14 protein-coding genes and 1 other annotated feature are annotated in these 17332 nt (G+C 51.1%); of the genes, 5 read left to right on the top strand and 9 right to left on the bottom strand.

What is annotated here, in order from left to right; translation table 11 throughout:
- Positions 1-73 precede the first annotated feature (73 nt).
- The 4 genes from KNP71_RS06980 to tpx all read right to left on the bottom strand — a co-directional run bounded on the left by KNP71_RS06980 (position 74) and on the right by tpx (position 3913).
- Complete coding sequence (locus KNP71_RS06980) at positions 74-667, bottom strand: 3D domain-containing protein (protein ID WP_021065606.1); 594 nt, start codon at positions 665-667, stop codon at positions 74-76.
- 432 nt (positions 668-1099) lie between these two features.
- Positions 1100-2311 (bottom strand): acetate kinase, encoded by a 1212-nt coding sequence (locus KNP71_RS06985; protein ID WP_021065605.1) that lies wholly within the window; start codon positions 2309-2311, stop codon positions 1100-1102.
- Positions 2312-2437: 126 nt separating this feature from the next.
- Positions 2438-3325 carry a class I SAM-dependent methyltransferase gene (locus KNP71_RS06990; RefSeq protein WP_029595173.1) on the bottom strand — a complete coding sequence of 296 codons (888 nt, stop codon included), beginning with the start codon at positions 3323-3325 and terminating at the stop codon, positions 2438-2440.
- Positions 3326-3424: 99 nt separating this feature from the next.
- Positions 3425-3913 (bottom strand): thiol peroxidase, encoded by a 489-nt coding sequence (gene tpx, locus KNP71_RS06995; protein WP_131471299.1) that lies wholly within the window; start codon positions 3911-3913, stop codon positions 3425-3427.
- Between the two features lie 155 nt (positions 3914-4068).
- On the opposite strand from tpx, the gene KNP71_RS07000 reads away from it, so the two are divergent.
- Entirely contained in the window at positions 4069-4887 is an 819-nt protein-coding gene (locus KNP71_RS07000) for an NAD kinase (RefSeq protein ID WP_029595171.1), read from the top strand.
- A gap of 45 nt (positions 4888-4932) precedes the next feature.
- Here KNP71_RS07000 and KNP71_RS07005 read toward each other — a convergent pair whose 3' ends face one another.
- The gene (locus tag KNP71_RS07005; RefSeq protein WP_214830383.1) at positions 4933-6504 is read right to left on the bottom strand and encodes an amidohydrolase; all 1572 of its coding nucleotides are present in this window, start codon (positions 6502-6504) and stop codon (positions 4933-4935) included.
- Positions 6505-6578: 74 nt separating this feature from the next.
- A complete protein-coding gene (gene ezrA, locus KNP71_RS07010; RefSeq protein ID WP_214830384.1) occupies positions 6579-8309 on the bottom strand; it encodes a septation ring formation regulator EzrA in 1731 nt (576 codons plus the stop codon).
- 236 nt (positions 8310-8545) lie between these two features.
- Between ezrA and KNP71_RS07015 the strand changes: the two genes are divergently transcribed.
- Both KNP71_RS07015 and rpsD read left to right on the top strand, forming a co-directional pair.
- Positions 8546-9028: a GAF domain-containing protein gene (locus KNP71_RS07015; protein WP_021065599.1), complete on the top strand. Its 483-nt coding sequence runs from the start codon at positions 8546-8548 to the stop codon at positions 9026-9028.
- 222 nt (positions 9029-9250) lie between these two features.
- Positions 9251-9850 (top strand): 30S ribosomal protein S4, encoded by a 600-nt coding sequence (gene rpsD / locus KNP71_RS07020; protein ID WP_029595169.1) that lies wholly within the window; start codon positions 9251-9253, stop codon positions 9848-9850.
- A gap of 43 nt (positions 9851-9893) precedes the next feature.
- Here the strand turns inward: rpsD and KNP71_RS07025 are convergent, their stop codons facing one another.
- Both KNP71_RS07025 and tyrS read right to left on the bottom strand, forming a co-directional pair.
- A complete protein-coding gene (locus KNP71_RS07025) occupies positions 9894-10520 on the bottom strand; it encodes a GTP pyrophosphokinase (RefSeq protein WP_029595168.1) in 627 nt (208 codons plus the stop codon).
- Positions 10521-10627: 107 nt separating this feature from the next.
- Complete coding sequence (gene tyrS, locus KNP71_RS07030; RefSeq protein ID WP_029595167.1) at positions 10628-11875, bottom strand: tyrosine--tRNA ligase; 1248 nt, start codon at positions 11873-11875, stop codon at positions 10628-10630.
- 47 nt (positions 11876-11922) lie between these two features.
- Positions 11923-12120: a binding site (T-box leader), on the bottom strand.
- Positions 12121-12287: 167 nt separating this feature from the next.
- On the opposite strand from tyrS, the gene KNP71_RS07035 reads away from it, so the two are divergent.
- A complete protein-coding gene (locus tag KNP71_RS07035) occupies positions 12288-14789 on the top strand; it encodes a transglycosylase domain-containing protein (RefSeq protein WP_029595166.1) in 2502 nt (833 codons plus the stop codon).
- A gap of 44 nt (positions 14790-14833) precedes the next feature.
- Here the strand turns inward: KNP71_RS07035 and acsA are convergent, their stop codons facing one another.
- On the bottom strand, positions 14834-16540 hold the full coding sequence (acsA, locus tag KNP71_RS07040; RefSeq protein WP_021065594.1) for an acetate--CoA ligase: 1707 nt from the start codon (positions 16538-16540) through the stop codon (positions 14834-14836).
- 155 nt (positions 16541-16695) lie between these two features.
- Here acsA and KNP71_RS07045 point away from each other — a divergent pair, with 155 nt between their 5' ends.
- The gene (locus tag KNP71_RS07045; protein ID WP_058764004.1) at positions 16696-17325 is read left to right on the top strand and encodes a GNAT family N-acetyltransferase; all 630 of its coding nucleotides are present in this window, start codon (positions 16696-16698) and stop codon (positions 17323-17325) included.
- Positions 17326-17332: the final 7 nt, after the last annotated feature.

A 17332-nucleotide genomic window follows, 5' to 3' on the forward strand; every position in this document is an offset into this window, starting at 1 on the left:
AGAGGAGGGAGAATTCTCGCCTAATTTAGTTAAAAAAGGGCCACCGCAAATGCGATGGCCCCTCGTTCACGTATTATAACACTTTGACAGTAACCGTCTTACGACCGAAGTTGAGGGCCGCACTTTGTGAGTACATCAAGATGTCGATTTTGTTACCTTTGATGGCGCCGCCTGTGTCAGCCGCTGTGTATGTGCCCATCAACTTCCCGCCGACGTACACTTGTACTTTCTTACCGAGCGGAATGACGCGCGGGTCGACAGCGACGACGTTACGTTTTTGTGCCCGTACGTTCCAGCCTAATGCCGTAACGCCTGAACATCCTTTGCAGTACGGTGTGTAAGCCGATGCGTTCATCGTATATGTTTTCACACTAGCCTTCGCGACCGTTTTCTTCACGGTGCGTAAGTACTTTGTAGCGATCCAACCTGACTTGCCTTTGTAGTTGACGCGAATCCAAGCTCCTTTTGAGCCAGTGCGTTGAAGTTGTTGTCCTTTATTGATTTTCCCAATCACTTTACCGCTGAGCGTCCCTGCCGAGCGGACGTTCAATCCGTTGACTTGGCTTTGTACGTAAACTTTTGAAGACGCCTCAACTTGTTGTTGGGGTAAGAGCATAGCGAGTGTCATGACCGTCAGTAGTAAGACCGTTCCAATTTTTTTGAGCATGTGGTTTGTCCTCTCCTAGTCGGTTTGTTCGTTGTAAGTTCGTGTTGTCGAATCTGTGGTGCTGTTCCAGTTGAAACATGTCGTGTCGATTACGGAATGTTTCGTCCAGATAACTATATGACGAATCGTATGACCGTGCGTTTACAACTAAAATTCATTTGAGTGTCAGCTAAGTTACGATTACATTACAAAACCGCCATCTTTTAAGGGAAGATGACGGCTTTGATAAAAATCTTTAGGTTTCGTCATATTAATTCCCAATTAAAGGGATTAATATATCTGCTTTGTTACGGAAACCATGTTTTCTTACGTCAAATGTTACAAACGAGCACTTTCGATTCGGCCCATCGTCACAAAACCATCTCATGCCGTATGCCAAAAGCACTAAAAAAAGCCCGTCCCGTATGAATACGGAACGGACGTTGTAACAGCTTAAACGTGTGATTCGACGAGGTTGGCGATGCGAACAGTATCGCGTGCGATGACCAATTCTTCGTTCGTCGGGATGATGATGACTTTGACCGGTGAGTGCGGGTAGTTGATGAACAACTCTTTGCCGCGTGCTCCGTTGTTGAGTGATGGATCCCAGTAGACGCCCATGAACTCAAGGCCACGAAGGATGCGCTCACGGATGACGTCAGAGTTTTCTCCGACACCAGCTGTGAAGATGATTGCATCGACACCGTTCATCTCTGCCGCATATTGACCGATATAGCCGTGGATGCGGTTCGAGAAGATTTTGAGCGAGACTTCGGCACGGTGGTTGCCTTCAGCCGCTGCTTGCTCGATGTCACGCAAGTCACTCGAGATACCCGAGAGACCGTAGACACCTGACTCTTTGTTCATGACGTTCAATACGTCTTCAGCCGACTTGCCAGTCTTCTGCATCAAGAACGGGATGAGGGCCGGGTCAAGTGATCCCGAGCGCGTTCCCATCGTGATTCCTTCGAGTGGCGTGAAGCCCATCGTCGTGTCAATCGAACGACCGCCGGCAACCGCTGCGATTGATGCACCGCTACCGAGGTGGCATGAGATTAAACGAAGGTCTTCAAGCGGACGACCGAGAAGCTCTGCCGCACGTTGCGTGACGTACTTGTGGCTCGTTCCGTGGAAACCGTACTTCCGGACGCCGTGCTCCGTGTAGTACTCGTACGGAAGGCTGTACAAGAAGTTCTCTTCCGGCATCGACTGGTGGAACGCCGTGTCGAAGACCGCGACTTGCGGTACGTTCGGTAAAATCGTTTGGAACGCACGAATCCCCGTCAAGTTTGGCGGGATGTGGAGCGGTCCGAGTTCGACGAACGATTCGATGTTCTTCATGACTTCATCGTCGATAACGACCGAATCCGCGTACAACTCTTTTCCGTGAAGGACACGGTGACCGACGCCTGCGATTTCGTCGAACGACTGAATGATATCAAGGTCAATCAATTTTTCGAGCGAGAGCTCGACCGCTTCTTTATGTGAATGAAGCGGTGTGACGATATGGAACTTTTGTCCTTCGCCATATTTAATCGTAAAGATCGCATCTTCTTTTCCGACACGCTCGACGAGCCCGACGGCGAGCATCTTCTCAGATGGCATTTCGAGAAGTTGGAACTTTAATGACGAACTACCTGCGTTGACTGCCATAATTTTTGTCATGTCATACACCTCTTACCTTTCGATTTAAACACGAGTCTTTATCTGTTCTCTTAAAAACCGATAACTGTATCATAATGAAGATACTTGATATGGCATATGTTTTTCAAGTCTTTTGCCCAATAAAAATTATGTTGTTTTAAACCAATCGTCAATCTGTTTCACAATATTGGCAACAGCACGCACATCCGTGAACGATGGCAACTCGACGAGGAGTGCTTGTTTCGGGCGTTTGACGCCTTCCCCAAGCTTTTGTAACATCAATAGGCTTTTCGCATATCGCTCGTCTTTGAACATCGTCGTCGGTAATTGAAGAACACCTTTGACGACAGCCTCACGGTCCATCCACTGTTTTAATTTCCCTTCGTCATCCTGTTCAAACAAATTGTTCGGGATGACAAAAATCCCGTGACCGCCTGGTTTCAAGTGACGCATCGCCTGCTCGATCAACAAGAAGTGCGAGTAAGAATGGCCTTCATCCCGTTTCAAGGCGTAGCCAGACGCCATGTCATCGTTCGGATAATAGCCGATCGGCAAATCGACGAGTGCCAAGTCGCTCGGCTCGACGAACAGCGGTGCGAGTGCGTCTTGATGGAAGTACGATACCGGCTTCCCGAGCAGGTTGCTGATTGCGTAAGACAGACGCAGCATCGTCTCATCGACTTCGACCGCCTGTGCGGTGGCATCTTTCAATTGTGTCAACACGGCGTGGACGAGTGTCCCCGTCCCGCTACCGAGCTCGAGCACGTTCGCCCCGTCCTTGACGAGTTTCGTCGCCAAGTACCCGATGAACAGGCTGACGGCGTCCGGCGTCGGTTGATGGTTCGGCGGGAGGGTCGTCGTCTCCTCGAGCACGAGCAGACTGACGGCTTTGCGGACATCATCCGTCTTCTCTTGTTCGACATCGACCCGTTCAAATACTTCAATCAACGCCTCGAGCGGTAACAAATCAAGGTCGGTCGTCAGCTTCTTCGCCTCTTTCTTCCAATCCCGATACAATTGTTCAAATCGTTCCATCTTCGATCATCCTTTCCATACAAAACCGGCCCTCTGATGGAGAGCCGGTCGGTTCACTTCTATTAGTGTAAGCGATTCGTGGTCATTTCGCCAAGTGAATCAGTTCGCTTTATCAAACGCCTCGAGCGCCGCATCGAAATCGACCTCGTCTGTCATCTCATCCATGTACTGGACGTATTGGACCGTACCTTCTGAGTCGATGACGAACACCGAGCGTGCGAGGAGACGGAGCTCTTCCATCAACACGCCGTAAGATTTCGCGAACGATTGGTCGCGGTGGTCCGATAACATGATGACGTTATCGAGTCCCGAGGCCGCACACCAGCGACGTTGTGCGAACGGCAAGTCGTTCGACACAGTCAAGACTGTCCCTCCAAGCGTTGCCGCTTTCTCGTTGAACGCACGCGTTTGTGCATCACAGACGCCTGTATCAATCGACGGGACGACACTAATCAATTTTTTCCCTGGGTATGACGCGAGCGTCACCTCTTCAAGTGCCGTCGTGAGCGCTGTAAAGTCCGGTGCAGCATCTCCGACTTTGACCGGATTCCCTTGCAGTGTAACGGTATTGCCTTTAAATGTTGGCATCGTTTCATCCCCTTTGGTTTGATTTATACTTCTTCATCATATCGATGGTGCCGTCTCGATGACAAACTTCCTGCCTCAGACGGCCTGATTGTGATTTTCCCTATATCGAGCGTCTAAAACGCTGTATAATGAAAGAGACTCAATTGACAAAGGGGATGACATGGATGAGAAACAACGTTTATTTGTACCATCGTAACGTCAACGACTTTACTAAAGAGGTAAAGAAACTAATCGAGATCGGTGAGAAGCATGGCTTCAACGTCGTGAATCGTCCGGAAGACGCCAACATCATCGTCGCCATCGGGGGAGATGGCGCGTTCTTACAGGCCGTCCGTTATACAGGATTCCGTCAAGATGCTATCTACGTCGGGTTTGGCCGCGGCTTGAACGAGTTTTATTGCGACTTCGATATACATAAACTCGACGAAGTCGATCGCTTGTTCTCGGACAACAGCGCCCGTATCGAAGCCGGTCTCGAAGTGCGGAAATACCCGCTCTTGTCGGCATCCATCAATGAATCGACTCCGATGCTTTGTTTGAACGAAGCCTCAATCAAGTCGAGTATCATCAAATCGCTCGCCATCGAAGTGTACATCGACGACCTCCATTTCGAGACGTTCCGCGGTGACGGCATGGTCGTCTCGACACCGACCGGCTCGACAGCGTACAACAAATCACTCGACGGCGCCATCGTCGACCCGCTCATCCCATGTATGCAAGTGAGCGAGATCGCCTCAGTGAACAATAATCGTTACCGCACGCTCGGCTCGTCGTTCATCGTGCACGACTCACGCAAACTCTCGCTCCGCATCGTTGAGGACGGGAACGACTATCCGATTATCGGCATGGACAACGAGGCGCTCAGCTTGAAGTATACAGACCGCATCGATATCGAACTGTCTGACCAGGTCATCAAGACGGTCAAACTGAAAAACAACTCGTTCTGGCACAAAGTCCAACGCTCATTCTTCTAAACGACAAAAGGCTAGCCGTCCTCGTGGATGGCTAGCCTTTTGTTATTACGTGTTGACGACGTCGGCCTCGTATACCGGAGCCCCGTCGACGACCGTCATGACGAGTCGGTTGTCGAGGATGTCGCGTCCACGCAAGTCGAAGAAGTCCTCTTCCCACACTGTGAACGTCGCGTTATAGCTCTGAATCAACAAGCCGTCGCGTCCGTGTGTGCCTGTGGCGACACGTGGTGCATACGTGAAGCTACGGAGCGCCTCATACATCGATAGGCGTTCCGGCGGGTTGAGCGCCCCTGACTCCTCAAATGACTGACGGGTGACCGCCGCATACAAACCTTTCCGTACATCGACGGTAGAAATCGGGGCGTCACTGCCTCCAAGGACGAGCGCTCCCGTATCGAGCATCGATTTGAAGCGGTAGGCGTCATCGACGCGGTCGTTGCCGAGCCGGTCGAACAACAAGTTCATGTCGTCCGACAAGAAAATCGGTTGGGCATCAATCAACACCGGCAACGCTTGAATCCGTTTCAAGAGCGCGTCGTTCAAGAGTGAGGCGTGAATGATTCGGTCTCTCGTCCCGCGCTTGGCCGGATATTTCTCAAGCAGCGTGATGAACTGTTCGGCGGCGGCGTCCCCAATCACGTGGGCCGCCACGTTCATCCCGTAGGACCGCGCCTTTTTGACAAGCGCCTCGAGATGATCCGGACGATGGACCTCGATTCCCCGCTGTGCCGGATCATCCGTGTACGGTTCCGACAAGAGTGCCGTCCGTCCCCCGAACGATCCGTCGACGAACAATTTCATCGCCCCGAAATCAAAACGCGGGCGCTTGGCGAGCGCATCGTGACGAATCAACGTATCGACGACTTGTTCATGGACGAGCAGATGCGCGTGGAACGGGAGGTCCGCCAACACGTCTTCATACGCTTGAATCGTCTCGAGCGGGTCACCGTGATAGAACAAGTCTTCCGTATGGGCATTGACGATGCCGTGGGCGAACAGAGAGTCGATGGCCCGGTGGAGCGAGGCGACATTTTTCTCGCGATTCCCGCCCCGCTCTTTGTGGAGCAGGTCGAGCGCCGCATCGTACAGCACCCCGTTCAACTTGCCGTCCGCATCGCGTCCGAGCTTCCCGCCTTCGATGACGGTATGATGAATCAAGCCGAGCCGTTCCAACCCTTTCGAGTTGACGACGGCAACGTGGCGACAGACCCGTTTCAAGACGACGGGGCGGTCCGGAATAACGGCATCAATCATCTCACGCGTCGGCATCTCGCCAAGCAGACGGTCATTGAACCCTTCCGCGACGATCCAATCGTCGTTTCCACCCTTTTGCTTCATCGATTCGAGCAGAGCTTGCAAGTCCGTCGTCTCGGTCGCATCGATCCGGTCGAGCGCTTCCCCGTACCCGATCAAGTGGATGTGTGAGTCGGTGAACGCCGGATAGACGCTCTTCCCTTCAAGATTCACAATTTGCTTGATTCTTCCGGCGTATGTACGACGAAGGTGGCCTTCTTCCCCCATCTTCAAGATCCGGCCGTGCTCCACGTACATGGCACGAGCTTGTTCATGCTCTTTGTTCATCGTATAAATCTTTCCGTTAACCCATAGCGTTCCCATCACAAAATTCCTCCTCGATTCAAAAAAGATTGACGTACACGTTAATTCCCGTTTACGTCAATCTTCATGCATCATTATTTTCGTAATAGCTCTTGCTGTTCCAATCCTTTTTCGACGCGTTGGCGAATCTCACGGGCCGCACCTTCATCGAAACGTCCGAGGACACGCTCGCCAATCTCGACGGCCGTCCCATACTCACCATGTAAAAACTTGTTCTCGGCGAGCGTCAAGGCGATATGCACCTCGTTGTCGCGACGGCGATAGCGGTTCGCATACTGCAGAAGCTGTTCGGCGTACGTGACTTGGCGCAAGAGCGCTTTGACCCGGTCCCGGAAGTTGTCCATCGTCTCTTCGACGTCGTGGCTGAGGCCGACGATATACGTCATATTAAACGGTGCTTTCTCGAACTGTTCATCCAACGATTGCACGCCTTTTTGCAACTGGCGCATATCGCTCGTCAAATCAGTCGGAACGACCGGCATGGCGCTCTTCGCGAGCAAACGGCGATGGGCAGACAGTTCGCGCTTCCATGACTCGAGTTTGTTGCGGACTTCGAGTTCTTCTTTGCGAAGGGAGTTCGTGTTCTCGATGAACCGTTCATGCATCGCACTGAACTGATCGAGCGAACGTTTCGCTTCTTGTACTTTTGATTTAATCATGCTGAACGGAATCATCTGGGCGACGAGCGCCTGTTCGATGTCGAGTACGTTCGCTGTGAGCGTCGCACGCTCCCTTTCGAGCTGTTCAAACTCTTCGCCGACACGGGCATTAATCTCGTAATTGCTGACGAGGCGGGTCATCTCTTGATGGAGACGAGCCATGACTTCACTCGTCTGGCGGTCACGTTCTTTCACGGTCGCGAATTCTTTTTTCACGTATTGGCGTGCATCGACTTCGGTCCGGAACGCTTCGAACAGCTGATCGATGTCCGAGCTGAGCTGTTGCATGTCCATCTCGAAATGATCGAAGTCGAGTTGTTCAATCCGGTCCATGAGCGCGGCCCGGCGATCTTCCGCTTGCTCGATCTCTTCCATTAAACCGAGCGGCTCAAGCGCGTAGCCGTCCATTTGCATCTCTTTATGACCCGAACGCAACTGGTTGAGCTGTTGTTTCAAATCGATTTGCACCGTGCGCACGAACTGCGGGATGACGCCGACGAGTTCACGAATCTTCGTCACTTTCTCAGACAAGACTTGGCCGGCGATATACGCCTCCGACACTTGTCCTTCCTGCTTCAACGTGATCATCTCGGTCCGCTTCGCTTCCGCTGCCGCGATTTCAGACTCGACGAGCTCGTATGTCGGGCCAAACGCACTGTTTTGGGCGACGAGCGTCTTCCGGAATTGATACAACTCTTTCTCGTCTTTTTTGACGATATCGAGAAGCGACGAATGGTGTTGATTGAACTCATCCATCTCATCGAGCATGGCGTGTACCATCGACTCGAGCTCTTCAATCAACTGTTCCGTCGCGTTCAAATCGGATTTCACTTTAAGGAAGCGATATTTGTCCAAATCTTCTTCGGCATGATAGAGCGCCTCATCGATTTGTCCCGTATGTACGCTGACGAGTTCGTCCCACGACTGATGCCACCGTTCGAACTTCTCTTTCGTCTCGCCTTCCATCGGCCATTGTTTGAACTTCTGCAGTTCAGCCGGCACACTGGCGCTGAGCACACTTTGTTTGCGCATGTCTAAATCATCAATTTTCTGGTAAAAATCCCTTCGCACGAGCATGCTTCCCAGCATGGCCCCTAATACGATGACAATGATTCCAATTAAAATTCCGTAGATTCCGTAATCCATCTCTGTCACAACCTCCAAGCCGCTTTCGTGGACTTATGTATCTAAATGAATAAATGAAGTATTTTATGAGTATAGATAATACTAATCATATTATAGAACCAATGATTTGCATAGGTTTTCCAACGGTTTAGGGAGAGAATGTTATTTTCCACGCGAATCTTTTGAGAAGACAAACCGAAAAAATGCGTGTACCATAATGCTAATTCATCATGCATTCATTCATAGGAGGGAATCAAATGTTTCAAACAACGACTTACACCGGCGATTTGGCCGCCGGGTACGACATGCTCAATAAACAGCTGGCAGCACTTCTAGAAGGCGAGACGAACCGTGTCGCCAACCTATCGAACGCGAGCGCATTGCTCAACCAGTTCCTCGACCGCATCAACTGGGTCGGCTTCTATTTAACAGAGGGAGAAGACGCCCTCATCCTCGGGCCGTTCCAAGGCCTTCCGGCTTGTGTCCATATCGCGTTCGGTAAAGGAGTTTGCGGCACGGCGGCCTCGACGCAAGAGACGCAACTCATCGCAGACGTCCATCAATTCCCGGGCCATATCGCTTGTGACGCGGCTTCTAACTCAGAAATCGTCGTCCCGCTCGTTCGCGACGGCAAGACGATCGGTGTCCTCGATATCGACAGCCCCGAGTTCGACCGCTTCTCAGATGTCGATCGCCAAGGGCTCGAGCAATTTTGCCAGACATTACTTCGCTTCATCTGATTGACAAGCGAATCGTTTCGTCGTATACTGATTTTTGTGCATGAAATGACGATAGCAGTCATTGACAGACGTATCCACCTTTCGGGCCTCGACTGAGTCGGAGGAGCATCTCGTAGCTTCGCTATCAAGTGAAGGTGCTTGAACCTAGAAAGGGGCGTCACCCGTCTTTGACACCGTTGTTCTTTTGTGCAAAATACATGAACAACAAGGAGGAGTCCAAACATGGCTCGTTACACAGGTCCAGCTTGGAAACTCTCGCGTCGCTTAGGCATCTCGCTTAGCGAAACGGGTAAAGAATTAGCAAAACGTCCTTACGCACCAGGTCAACACGGAAATGGTCGTCGTAAAATCTCTGAATACGGTCTTCAGCTTCAAGCGAAGCAAGCACTCCGTCACATGTACGGAATCAACGAGAAGCAATTCCGTCGCATCTTCAACGATGCTGGGAAAATGCAAGGTATCCACGGTGAGAACTTCATGTTCTTGCTCGAGTCACGCCTTGACAACCTCGTTTACCGTATGGGTCTCGCTCGCACACGTCGCGGAGCGCGCCAACTCGTCAACCACGGTCACATCCAAGTTGACGGTTCACGTGTAGACATCGCGTCTTACCGTGTAAAACCAGGTCAAGTCATTTCAGTTCGCGAGAAGTCTAAAAACTTCAAAGCGATCGCTGAAGCTCTCGAAGTAGCACCAGCTACAAAAGACTACGTCACATTCGATGCTGAGAAGCTCGAAGGTACATTCGTACGTCTTCCTGAGCGCGCTGAATTGAACGACCAAATCAAAGAGCAACTCATCGTTGAGTACTACTCACGTTAATGCTTTTATCCCCTTCCCTGCCTCGGCAGGAAAGGGGATTTTTTTATTTCTTTAAAATCTGTTCACGAATCCGGCCCATCTGGGTATCGAGCGCATCCGCCATCTTCGCCGCTTCAATCAACTCGAGTTTCGACGTCTCCGGGACGACGTGCTGGTATTTATAATGAAGTTTATGCTCCGTCGCCGCCCAAAAATCCATGGCGAGCGTGCGAATTTGAATCTCGGCTGGCACCCAGATGACGCGTTCCGCCAAATACACTTTCGTTCGGACGATGAGATGCAAGCTCCGATAGCCGCTCGGTTTCGGATGTTGGATGTAATCCTTAATCTCATCAATTTCTAAATCGTCCCGTTTTTTCAAATGATCGAGGATGGCGTAGATGTCATCACGAAAACTCGTGACGATTCGCACTCCGGCGACGTCAGATATATTGTCCCACAGCGCTTCCACTTCGAGGGGAAGCCCTTTTTGATTCATCTTCCGAATGATGGACGGCAACGTCTTCATCCTCGTCTTCACGTGTTCAATCGGCGAATAGCCGAGCCGCGTCTGCCAATCGAGGTCGATGATGCCGAGATCGCTCTCGAGTTCAGTGATCGCCATCTCGTAGTACCGGAATCGCTCCCGCCATTGATGGAACTGCTCGCCAAAAAATTCTTCAATGTCCATAACAAAGCCTCCTTGTCGTCTATACTTGCTATCGTAGCAGACCGAATCGATGTTGAGTCAGAAAAAAACGTCCATGTTCGCAACATTGGCGGACATGGACGCATGCATCAGACGTGACGGATCACGAAGTATTTTTTCTTACCGCGACGGATGATGGTGAACTCACCGAGCGTATCGGCGCGTGTCACCGTCTTATCCAGCGACTGCTCCCGCTCCCCGTTCAAGTAAATCGCCCCGTTTTGAACGTCTTCACGGGCTTGACGTTTCGATGGTGCAATCTTCGCTTCGACGAGAAGGTCGACAAGGTTGCGCTCGCCTTCGAGCTCGAACTGTGGCATGCCCTTGAATGCGGCATCCATGTCTTCTGGTTTGAGCGTTTTTAAGTCGCCACTAAAGAAGGCAGTCGTGATGCGTTGCGCTTGATCAAGACCCGCTTCTCCGTGGACGAGTTTTGTCATCTCTTCAGCGAGACGACGTTGGGCGACACGCTTCTCCGGTGCAGCGACCACTTCTGCTTCGAGCGCCAAGATGTCTTCGTGCGACATGAACGTGAAGTATTTGATGAACTTGATGACGTCAGCGTCGTCGACGTTAATCCAGAACTGGTAAAACTCGTACGGCGTCGTCTTATCGGCGTCGAGCCAGACTGCACCACCGGCCGTCTTCCCGAATTTTTGACCGTCCGACTTCGTCACGAGCGGCACCGTCAACCCGAACGCCTTCTCTGAGTGACCGAAGCGGCGGATGAGTTCGAGTCCAGCCGTGATGTTGCCCCACTGGTCGCTGCCCCCGACTTGAAGGCGGCAGTTCTCGTTTTCGTACAACTTCAAGAAGTCGAACGATTGCAACAACATGTATGAGAATTCCGTGTACGAGATTCCGTTCTCCAAACGTGAGTCGACCGAGTCTTTGGCGAGCATGTAGCTGATCGGGAAGTGTTTCCCGATATCACGTAAGAAATCGATAATCGATAACTCTTCCGTCCATTCGTAGTTGTTGCGGATAGAGATTGGATTCTCACCTTCGAGCGGGAGGAAACGGCTCAATTGGTCTTTGATTCGATCCGAGAACTGTTTGACCGTGTCGAGCGTGTTGAGCGAACGCTCGTCCGAACGACCTGATGGGTCACCGATCATCCCAGTCGCGCCACCGACGAGGGCGATGACGTGGTGTCCCGCCTCTTGGAAACGTTTGAGTGTTAAAATCGGGAGCAAGTGCCCGATATGAAGCGAGTCCGCCGTCGGGTCGAACCCGGTGTAAAGCGTCGTCGGTTTGTTCAACTGTTCTTTCAATCCTGCTTCGTCCGTCATTTGGTTGACGAGACCTCGAAATTCTAAATCCTTCAATAATTCCATCTGTTCCACTCCTTCGATTGACATAAAAAAACGTCCCTTCTCATATGAGAAGGGACGGAGATTCCGCGGTACCACCCTAATTGCCACAGCTGTGGCCACTTGTAGCGAGAGATAACGGTCTCGACCCGGCCGAACGGCACGCTCCAAAAGTGTAATTCATCGATTGACATTGGCTAGTTCACAGCACCCACTAGCTTTCTGGACAAGCGGTCAGTCGACTACTTCGCTTTCTTCATAGCATCTTTGTTTATGGACTATGCTTTACATTTTATAAGTTCTATTTCCAAATTGTCAACTGGAAGATGGAAACTTGCAGCCGACAGTTGATTGGGAGGAAGGTCGGCAATGACTTGTGCTATAATCGTATATATTACTGTCCAAAATAGTTTTACACCATATTAAGGAGGCTGTCATGCTGCAAAAGATTCGAGACACATGGAACCAACCAAAGTCCTTGAAAGCCCGCCGTTATGCCAATGTATTTTACGATGTATCCTGGAACGTTCTGCTCCTAACGATTATATCGGTCGTTCTCATTGGATTTTTAGGCGCCGGGATCGGAGCGGGTTATTTCGCTTCACTCGTCAAGGATATGCCGGCACCCGCTTATAAGACGATGACGTCACAAATCAACACGTACTCATCGACTTCTGACATTTATTTTGGAAGCGGTGAACGAATCGGAAACTATACGACGGATGAAGTACGGATTCCCGTCGCCGTCGACAAAGTTTCTCCGTTCGTCGTCGACGCGTTACTCGCCACAGAGGACGTCGAGTTTTACGAACACGATGGTGTCGTCCCGAAAGCGACGCTCCGTGCCATCTTACAAGAAGCGACCGGTTCGGAAGATCGGACCGGTGGCTCTACGCTCACACAACAGCTCATCAAGAACCAAATGCTGACGAACGAAGTGTCGTTCGAACGAAAAGCGAAAGAGATTTTACTCGCCCTTCGCCTCGAGAAAGCAATGAACAAAGATGAGATCTTGAACGCGTACTTGAACGTCGTCTCATTCGGACGAAACTCGATGGGACGCAACATCTCAGGGATTGAAGCAGCCGCTCGCGGTGTCTTCAACACATCGGCTGAGAAGTTGACGTTACCACAAGCCGCTTTCCTCGCCGGGATTCCGAAAAACCCGTTCCTTTATACACCGTATTACCAAGGCGGTGTCATTAAAGAGGACGTGGCACCGGCCATCAACCGGATGAAGACGGTACTCAACCGGATGTACGTCGCCGGGAAGATCACGAAAAAAGACTACGACGCTGCATACAACTACGACATCACAAAAGACTTCATGAAGACGCAATCGAAGCCGCGTGACCGCTATCCGTATGTTGTGCAAGAAGCTGAACTACAAGCCCGACAAATCGTCACGAACTACTTGCTTGAACAAGACGGCATCGTCTTGTCAGATTTAAAAACGGAAGAACAAAATACCATCCGGTCAACATATGCCAAACGTGCACACAATATGTTGCGTCAGGGTGGATTCAAGATTCATATGACGCTTGACAAAAAAGTTCATGAGGCGATGCAACAACCGGCTAAAAATGCCAATAACTTTGATAAAGATCAATACATCAAAGAAGAAGATCGGACATTGCCTGAACAGACGGCATCAATCATGATTGAAAACAAAACAGGGCGCATCCTTGGTTTTGTCGGTGGTCGTTATATTAACGGCAAGACAGATGAAGTAAACCGCGCCATGCGCATGGAGCGTCAAATCGGATCGACGGCCAAGCCAATTTTGGTGTATGCCAACGCGATTGAAGCTCGAATGATCACACCTGAGACGGTCATTTTAGACGAAGAGTATTTCTACAAATTTACCGGTCCGGGACAGCCTAAAAAAGAAGTTTTAAATGAGAGCAGAACGCATAACGGTCCGGTGACGGCCCGCGAGGCATTGAAGCGTTCCCTCAACGTCCCTGCCGTTAAGATTTACGAAGAACGGAACCAGAAAACTGCTGATACGCAAAAACTCGTCGATATGGGCATCGAAGTATCGGAAGCGAACCGAAATGCATCATCGATGGCTCTAGGCGTCGGAGAAGTCAGCCCGGTCAACTTGGCCGCATCTTACGCGATGCTCGCAAACTACGGCGAACATGTCGAGCCATACTTCATCGAACGCATCGAATATAACGGTGAGACCATCTTCGAGAAAAAAGCGAAAAAGACACGCATCTATACTGACCGTACGTCTTATCTCGTCATCGACATGTTGCGTGATGTCTATACGTCAGGAACAGCGACGTATGCCAAATCGCTCTTAAATGTCCCTGGCGATTGGATGGGTAAATCTGGTACGACGAACGAACGACGCGATTCGTACTTGGTCGGTTCGAACCCGAACGTCACGCTCGCCGTGTGGTCTGGTTTTGACTCACAATTAGCTGAGATGCAAAACAGCTATGAAGTCGGTCAGTATTATCAACGGACACAACGTATCTGGTCACAGACTGCCAACCGCGTATTCGCCGATAATCCTGAAATCTTCAACGCGGGTGCACGCTTTACCCAGCCTTCTAGTGTTTCTGCCGCTGACTTCAAGGACTCTGGTTCATTCTCTGAGAAGAAAAAAGTCGAAGAGAAGAAGAAGGAAGAGGAAGCGAAGAAGAAAGCCGAAGAAGAGGCGAAGAAGAAACAAGAAGCCGAAGAGAAGAAACAAGAGGCTGAAGAGCAGAAACAGGAAGCTGAAGAAGAGAAACAAGAAGCTGACGCTGCTGCGAAGGAAAAGGCAGCGGCTGACGCAAAAGCGAAAGCAGAAGCCGACGCAAAGAAAAAAGCGGAAGCTGATAAGAAGAAAGCTGAAGAAGAAGCAAAGAAGAAAGCCGAAGCTGAGAAAAAGGCTGAGGAAGACAAGAAGAAAGAAGACGCCGAAGCTGCAGACGGCGCCTAATCCGACAAGAAAGGTCGACACATCGCGTGTCGACCTTTTGTCGTTCAATCTTCCATTGTCGATAAGTCACCCGTCTCGAGGTTCAACTCCCATGCTTTCAAGACGCGACGCATGATTTTCCCGCTTCGCGTTTTCGGCAATTTGTCTTTGAACTCGATCTCACGCGGAGCCGCGTGAGCCGCGAGTCCTTCTTTGACGAACTTTTGAATCTCCGCCTTCAACTCGTCCGACGGCTCATAGCCTTTACGGAGCGCGATGAACGCCTTGATGATCTCCCCGCGGACCGGGTCCGGTTTCCCGATGACCCCTGCCTCGGCGACAGCTGGGTGCTCGACGAGACGACTCTCGACTTCGAACGGACCGACCCGCTCCCCTGCCGTCATGATGACGTCATCGACGCGGCCTTGGAACCAGAAGTAACCGTCCTCGTCCATATACGCCGAGTCACCCGAGACGTACCAGTCTCCCCAGAAGTAACTCTCATACTTGGCGTCATTCTTCCAAATTTTCCGCATCATCGACGGCCATGGCGTCTTGAGTGCCAAGTTGCCCATCCGGTGCGGCGGGAGTGGTTGACCGCGGTCGTCTAAGATGGCCGCTTCACAACCCGGGATGGCTTTGCCCATCGACCCCGGTTTGATATCCATCGTCGGATAGTTACAAATCATCATCGCGCCGGTCTCTGTCATCCACCACGTGTCATGAATCCGTAATCCGAACGATTCGTTCCCCCAACGAATGACTTCCGGATTGAGCGGTTCTCCGACCGACAGGATATGGCGGAGTGACGACAAATCATATTTTTCAAACGCCTCTTCTCCGGCACCCATGAGCATCCGGAACGCTGTCGGCGCGCTGTACCAGACCGTGACACCGAACCGTTCGATGACCGAATACCAGAACTCAGGATTGAATCGTCCCCCGACGATTACGTTCGTCGCCCCGTTCAAGAACGGTGCGAAAATCCCATAGCTCGTACCCGTCACCCAACCTGGATCGGCTGTGCACCAGTAAATGTCGTCCGGTTGCAAGTCGAGCACCCATTTGCCGGTCATCAAATGCTGCACCATGGCGTTATGGACATGCAAGACACCTTTCGGTTTCCCGGTCGACCCTGACGTATAATGCAAAATCATGCCGTCTTCGCGGTCGACCCACGTGATGTCGAGATCGGTCGAGGCATCACCCGCCAATTTGCGGTAGTCGATGATTTTCCCTGCCTCTTTTACCTCGTCACCGACGATTAAAATCGTCTCCAAGTGCGGGAGTTGATCGACCGGGATACGCGGTAGGAGCGCCTCGGTCGTGACGATGACTTTCGCTTCCGAGTCGAGCAGACGGTCGTGGACGGCTTGCTCCATGAACGCCTCAAACAACGGACCGACGATCGCCCCGAGCTTGAGTGTACCGAGCAAAATAAAATAAAGTTCTGGACTCCGTGGCATGAAGATGAAGACGCGGTCGCCTTTCTCCACTCCAACCGATTTCAGAACGTTTCCGGCCCGATTGCTTTCTCGTTTCATGTCCTCATACGTGTAGCGCTCTTCTCGTTCCCCATCGAAATAGAGCAACGCCAGCTTCGTGGCGAGTTCACCTTCTGCGTGACGGTCGATTGCTTCGTATGCCATGTTGACGTTCCCCGTCAAATTCCAAGAAAATAATGCTTCTGCTTGTGTCCACTCGAACGACTGACAAGCATCTTCATACGACGCCAATTGATGTTCCCCTGATAACGCTTTCAATTTTTCCATCGCTAAAGATTCGCCTCCCCTGTAATGAATGGTATAACCACTTTCAGTATAGTGTTAATATTATGACAAATCAATGAATTTCCAAAATCTCCAAAAGAGTGTGAAACAAGCTAAATGAAAGCGCTATAATAGAAGGTGGAAAAGGTGGTGACTCCATGGAAAAACAATATCATTCAAAGGTGTGGGAAACCTCACTCGGAGCCGTAATCATCGATGGACCGATCGAGAGCGACGTGTTGGCCACGTATCGGCTCGATGAGGGATTGACCGCATTTCGTGAACCTGAGGACCAACACAAGGCGCTCGTCGAAATCGCTGACTTGAAAGAAGGCCGCATCATCGTGGCCCGCGTCGATGACCTCGTCATCGGTTATGTCACGTATTTATATCCGGACCCATATGAACGTTGGAGTGAAGGGAACGACCCCTATATCCTCGAGCTCGGCGCGATCGAAGTGAGCCCGCGCTTCCGTGGCCAACGGATTGGCAAGCAACTGCTCGAAGTGTCAATGATGGACTCGCATATGGATGACTTCTTGATTTTGACGACCGAATATTATTGGCACTGGGACTTGAAAGGGAGCGGGCTCTCTATCTGGGACTATCGGAAAGTGATGGAAAAGATGATGAACCACGGCGGACTCGTCTTCTTCCCGACCGATGACCCGGAGATTGCCTCGCATCCGGCCAACTGTCTCATGGCACGGATTGGCAAGAACGTCCGGCAAGAAACGATCGACCATTTCGATTCGCTCCGGCTGCGGCGCCGGTTCATGTATGACTAAGGAGGGA

The sequence above is a fragment of the Exiguobacterium sp. s56 genome (assembly GCF_018618255.1).
Lineage (GTDB): Bacteria > Bacillota > Bacilli > Exiguobacteriales > Exiguobacteriaceae > Exiguobacterium > Exiguobacterium chiriqhucha.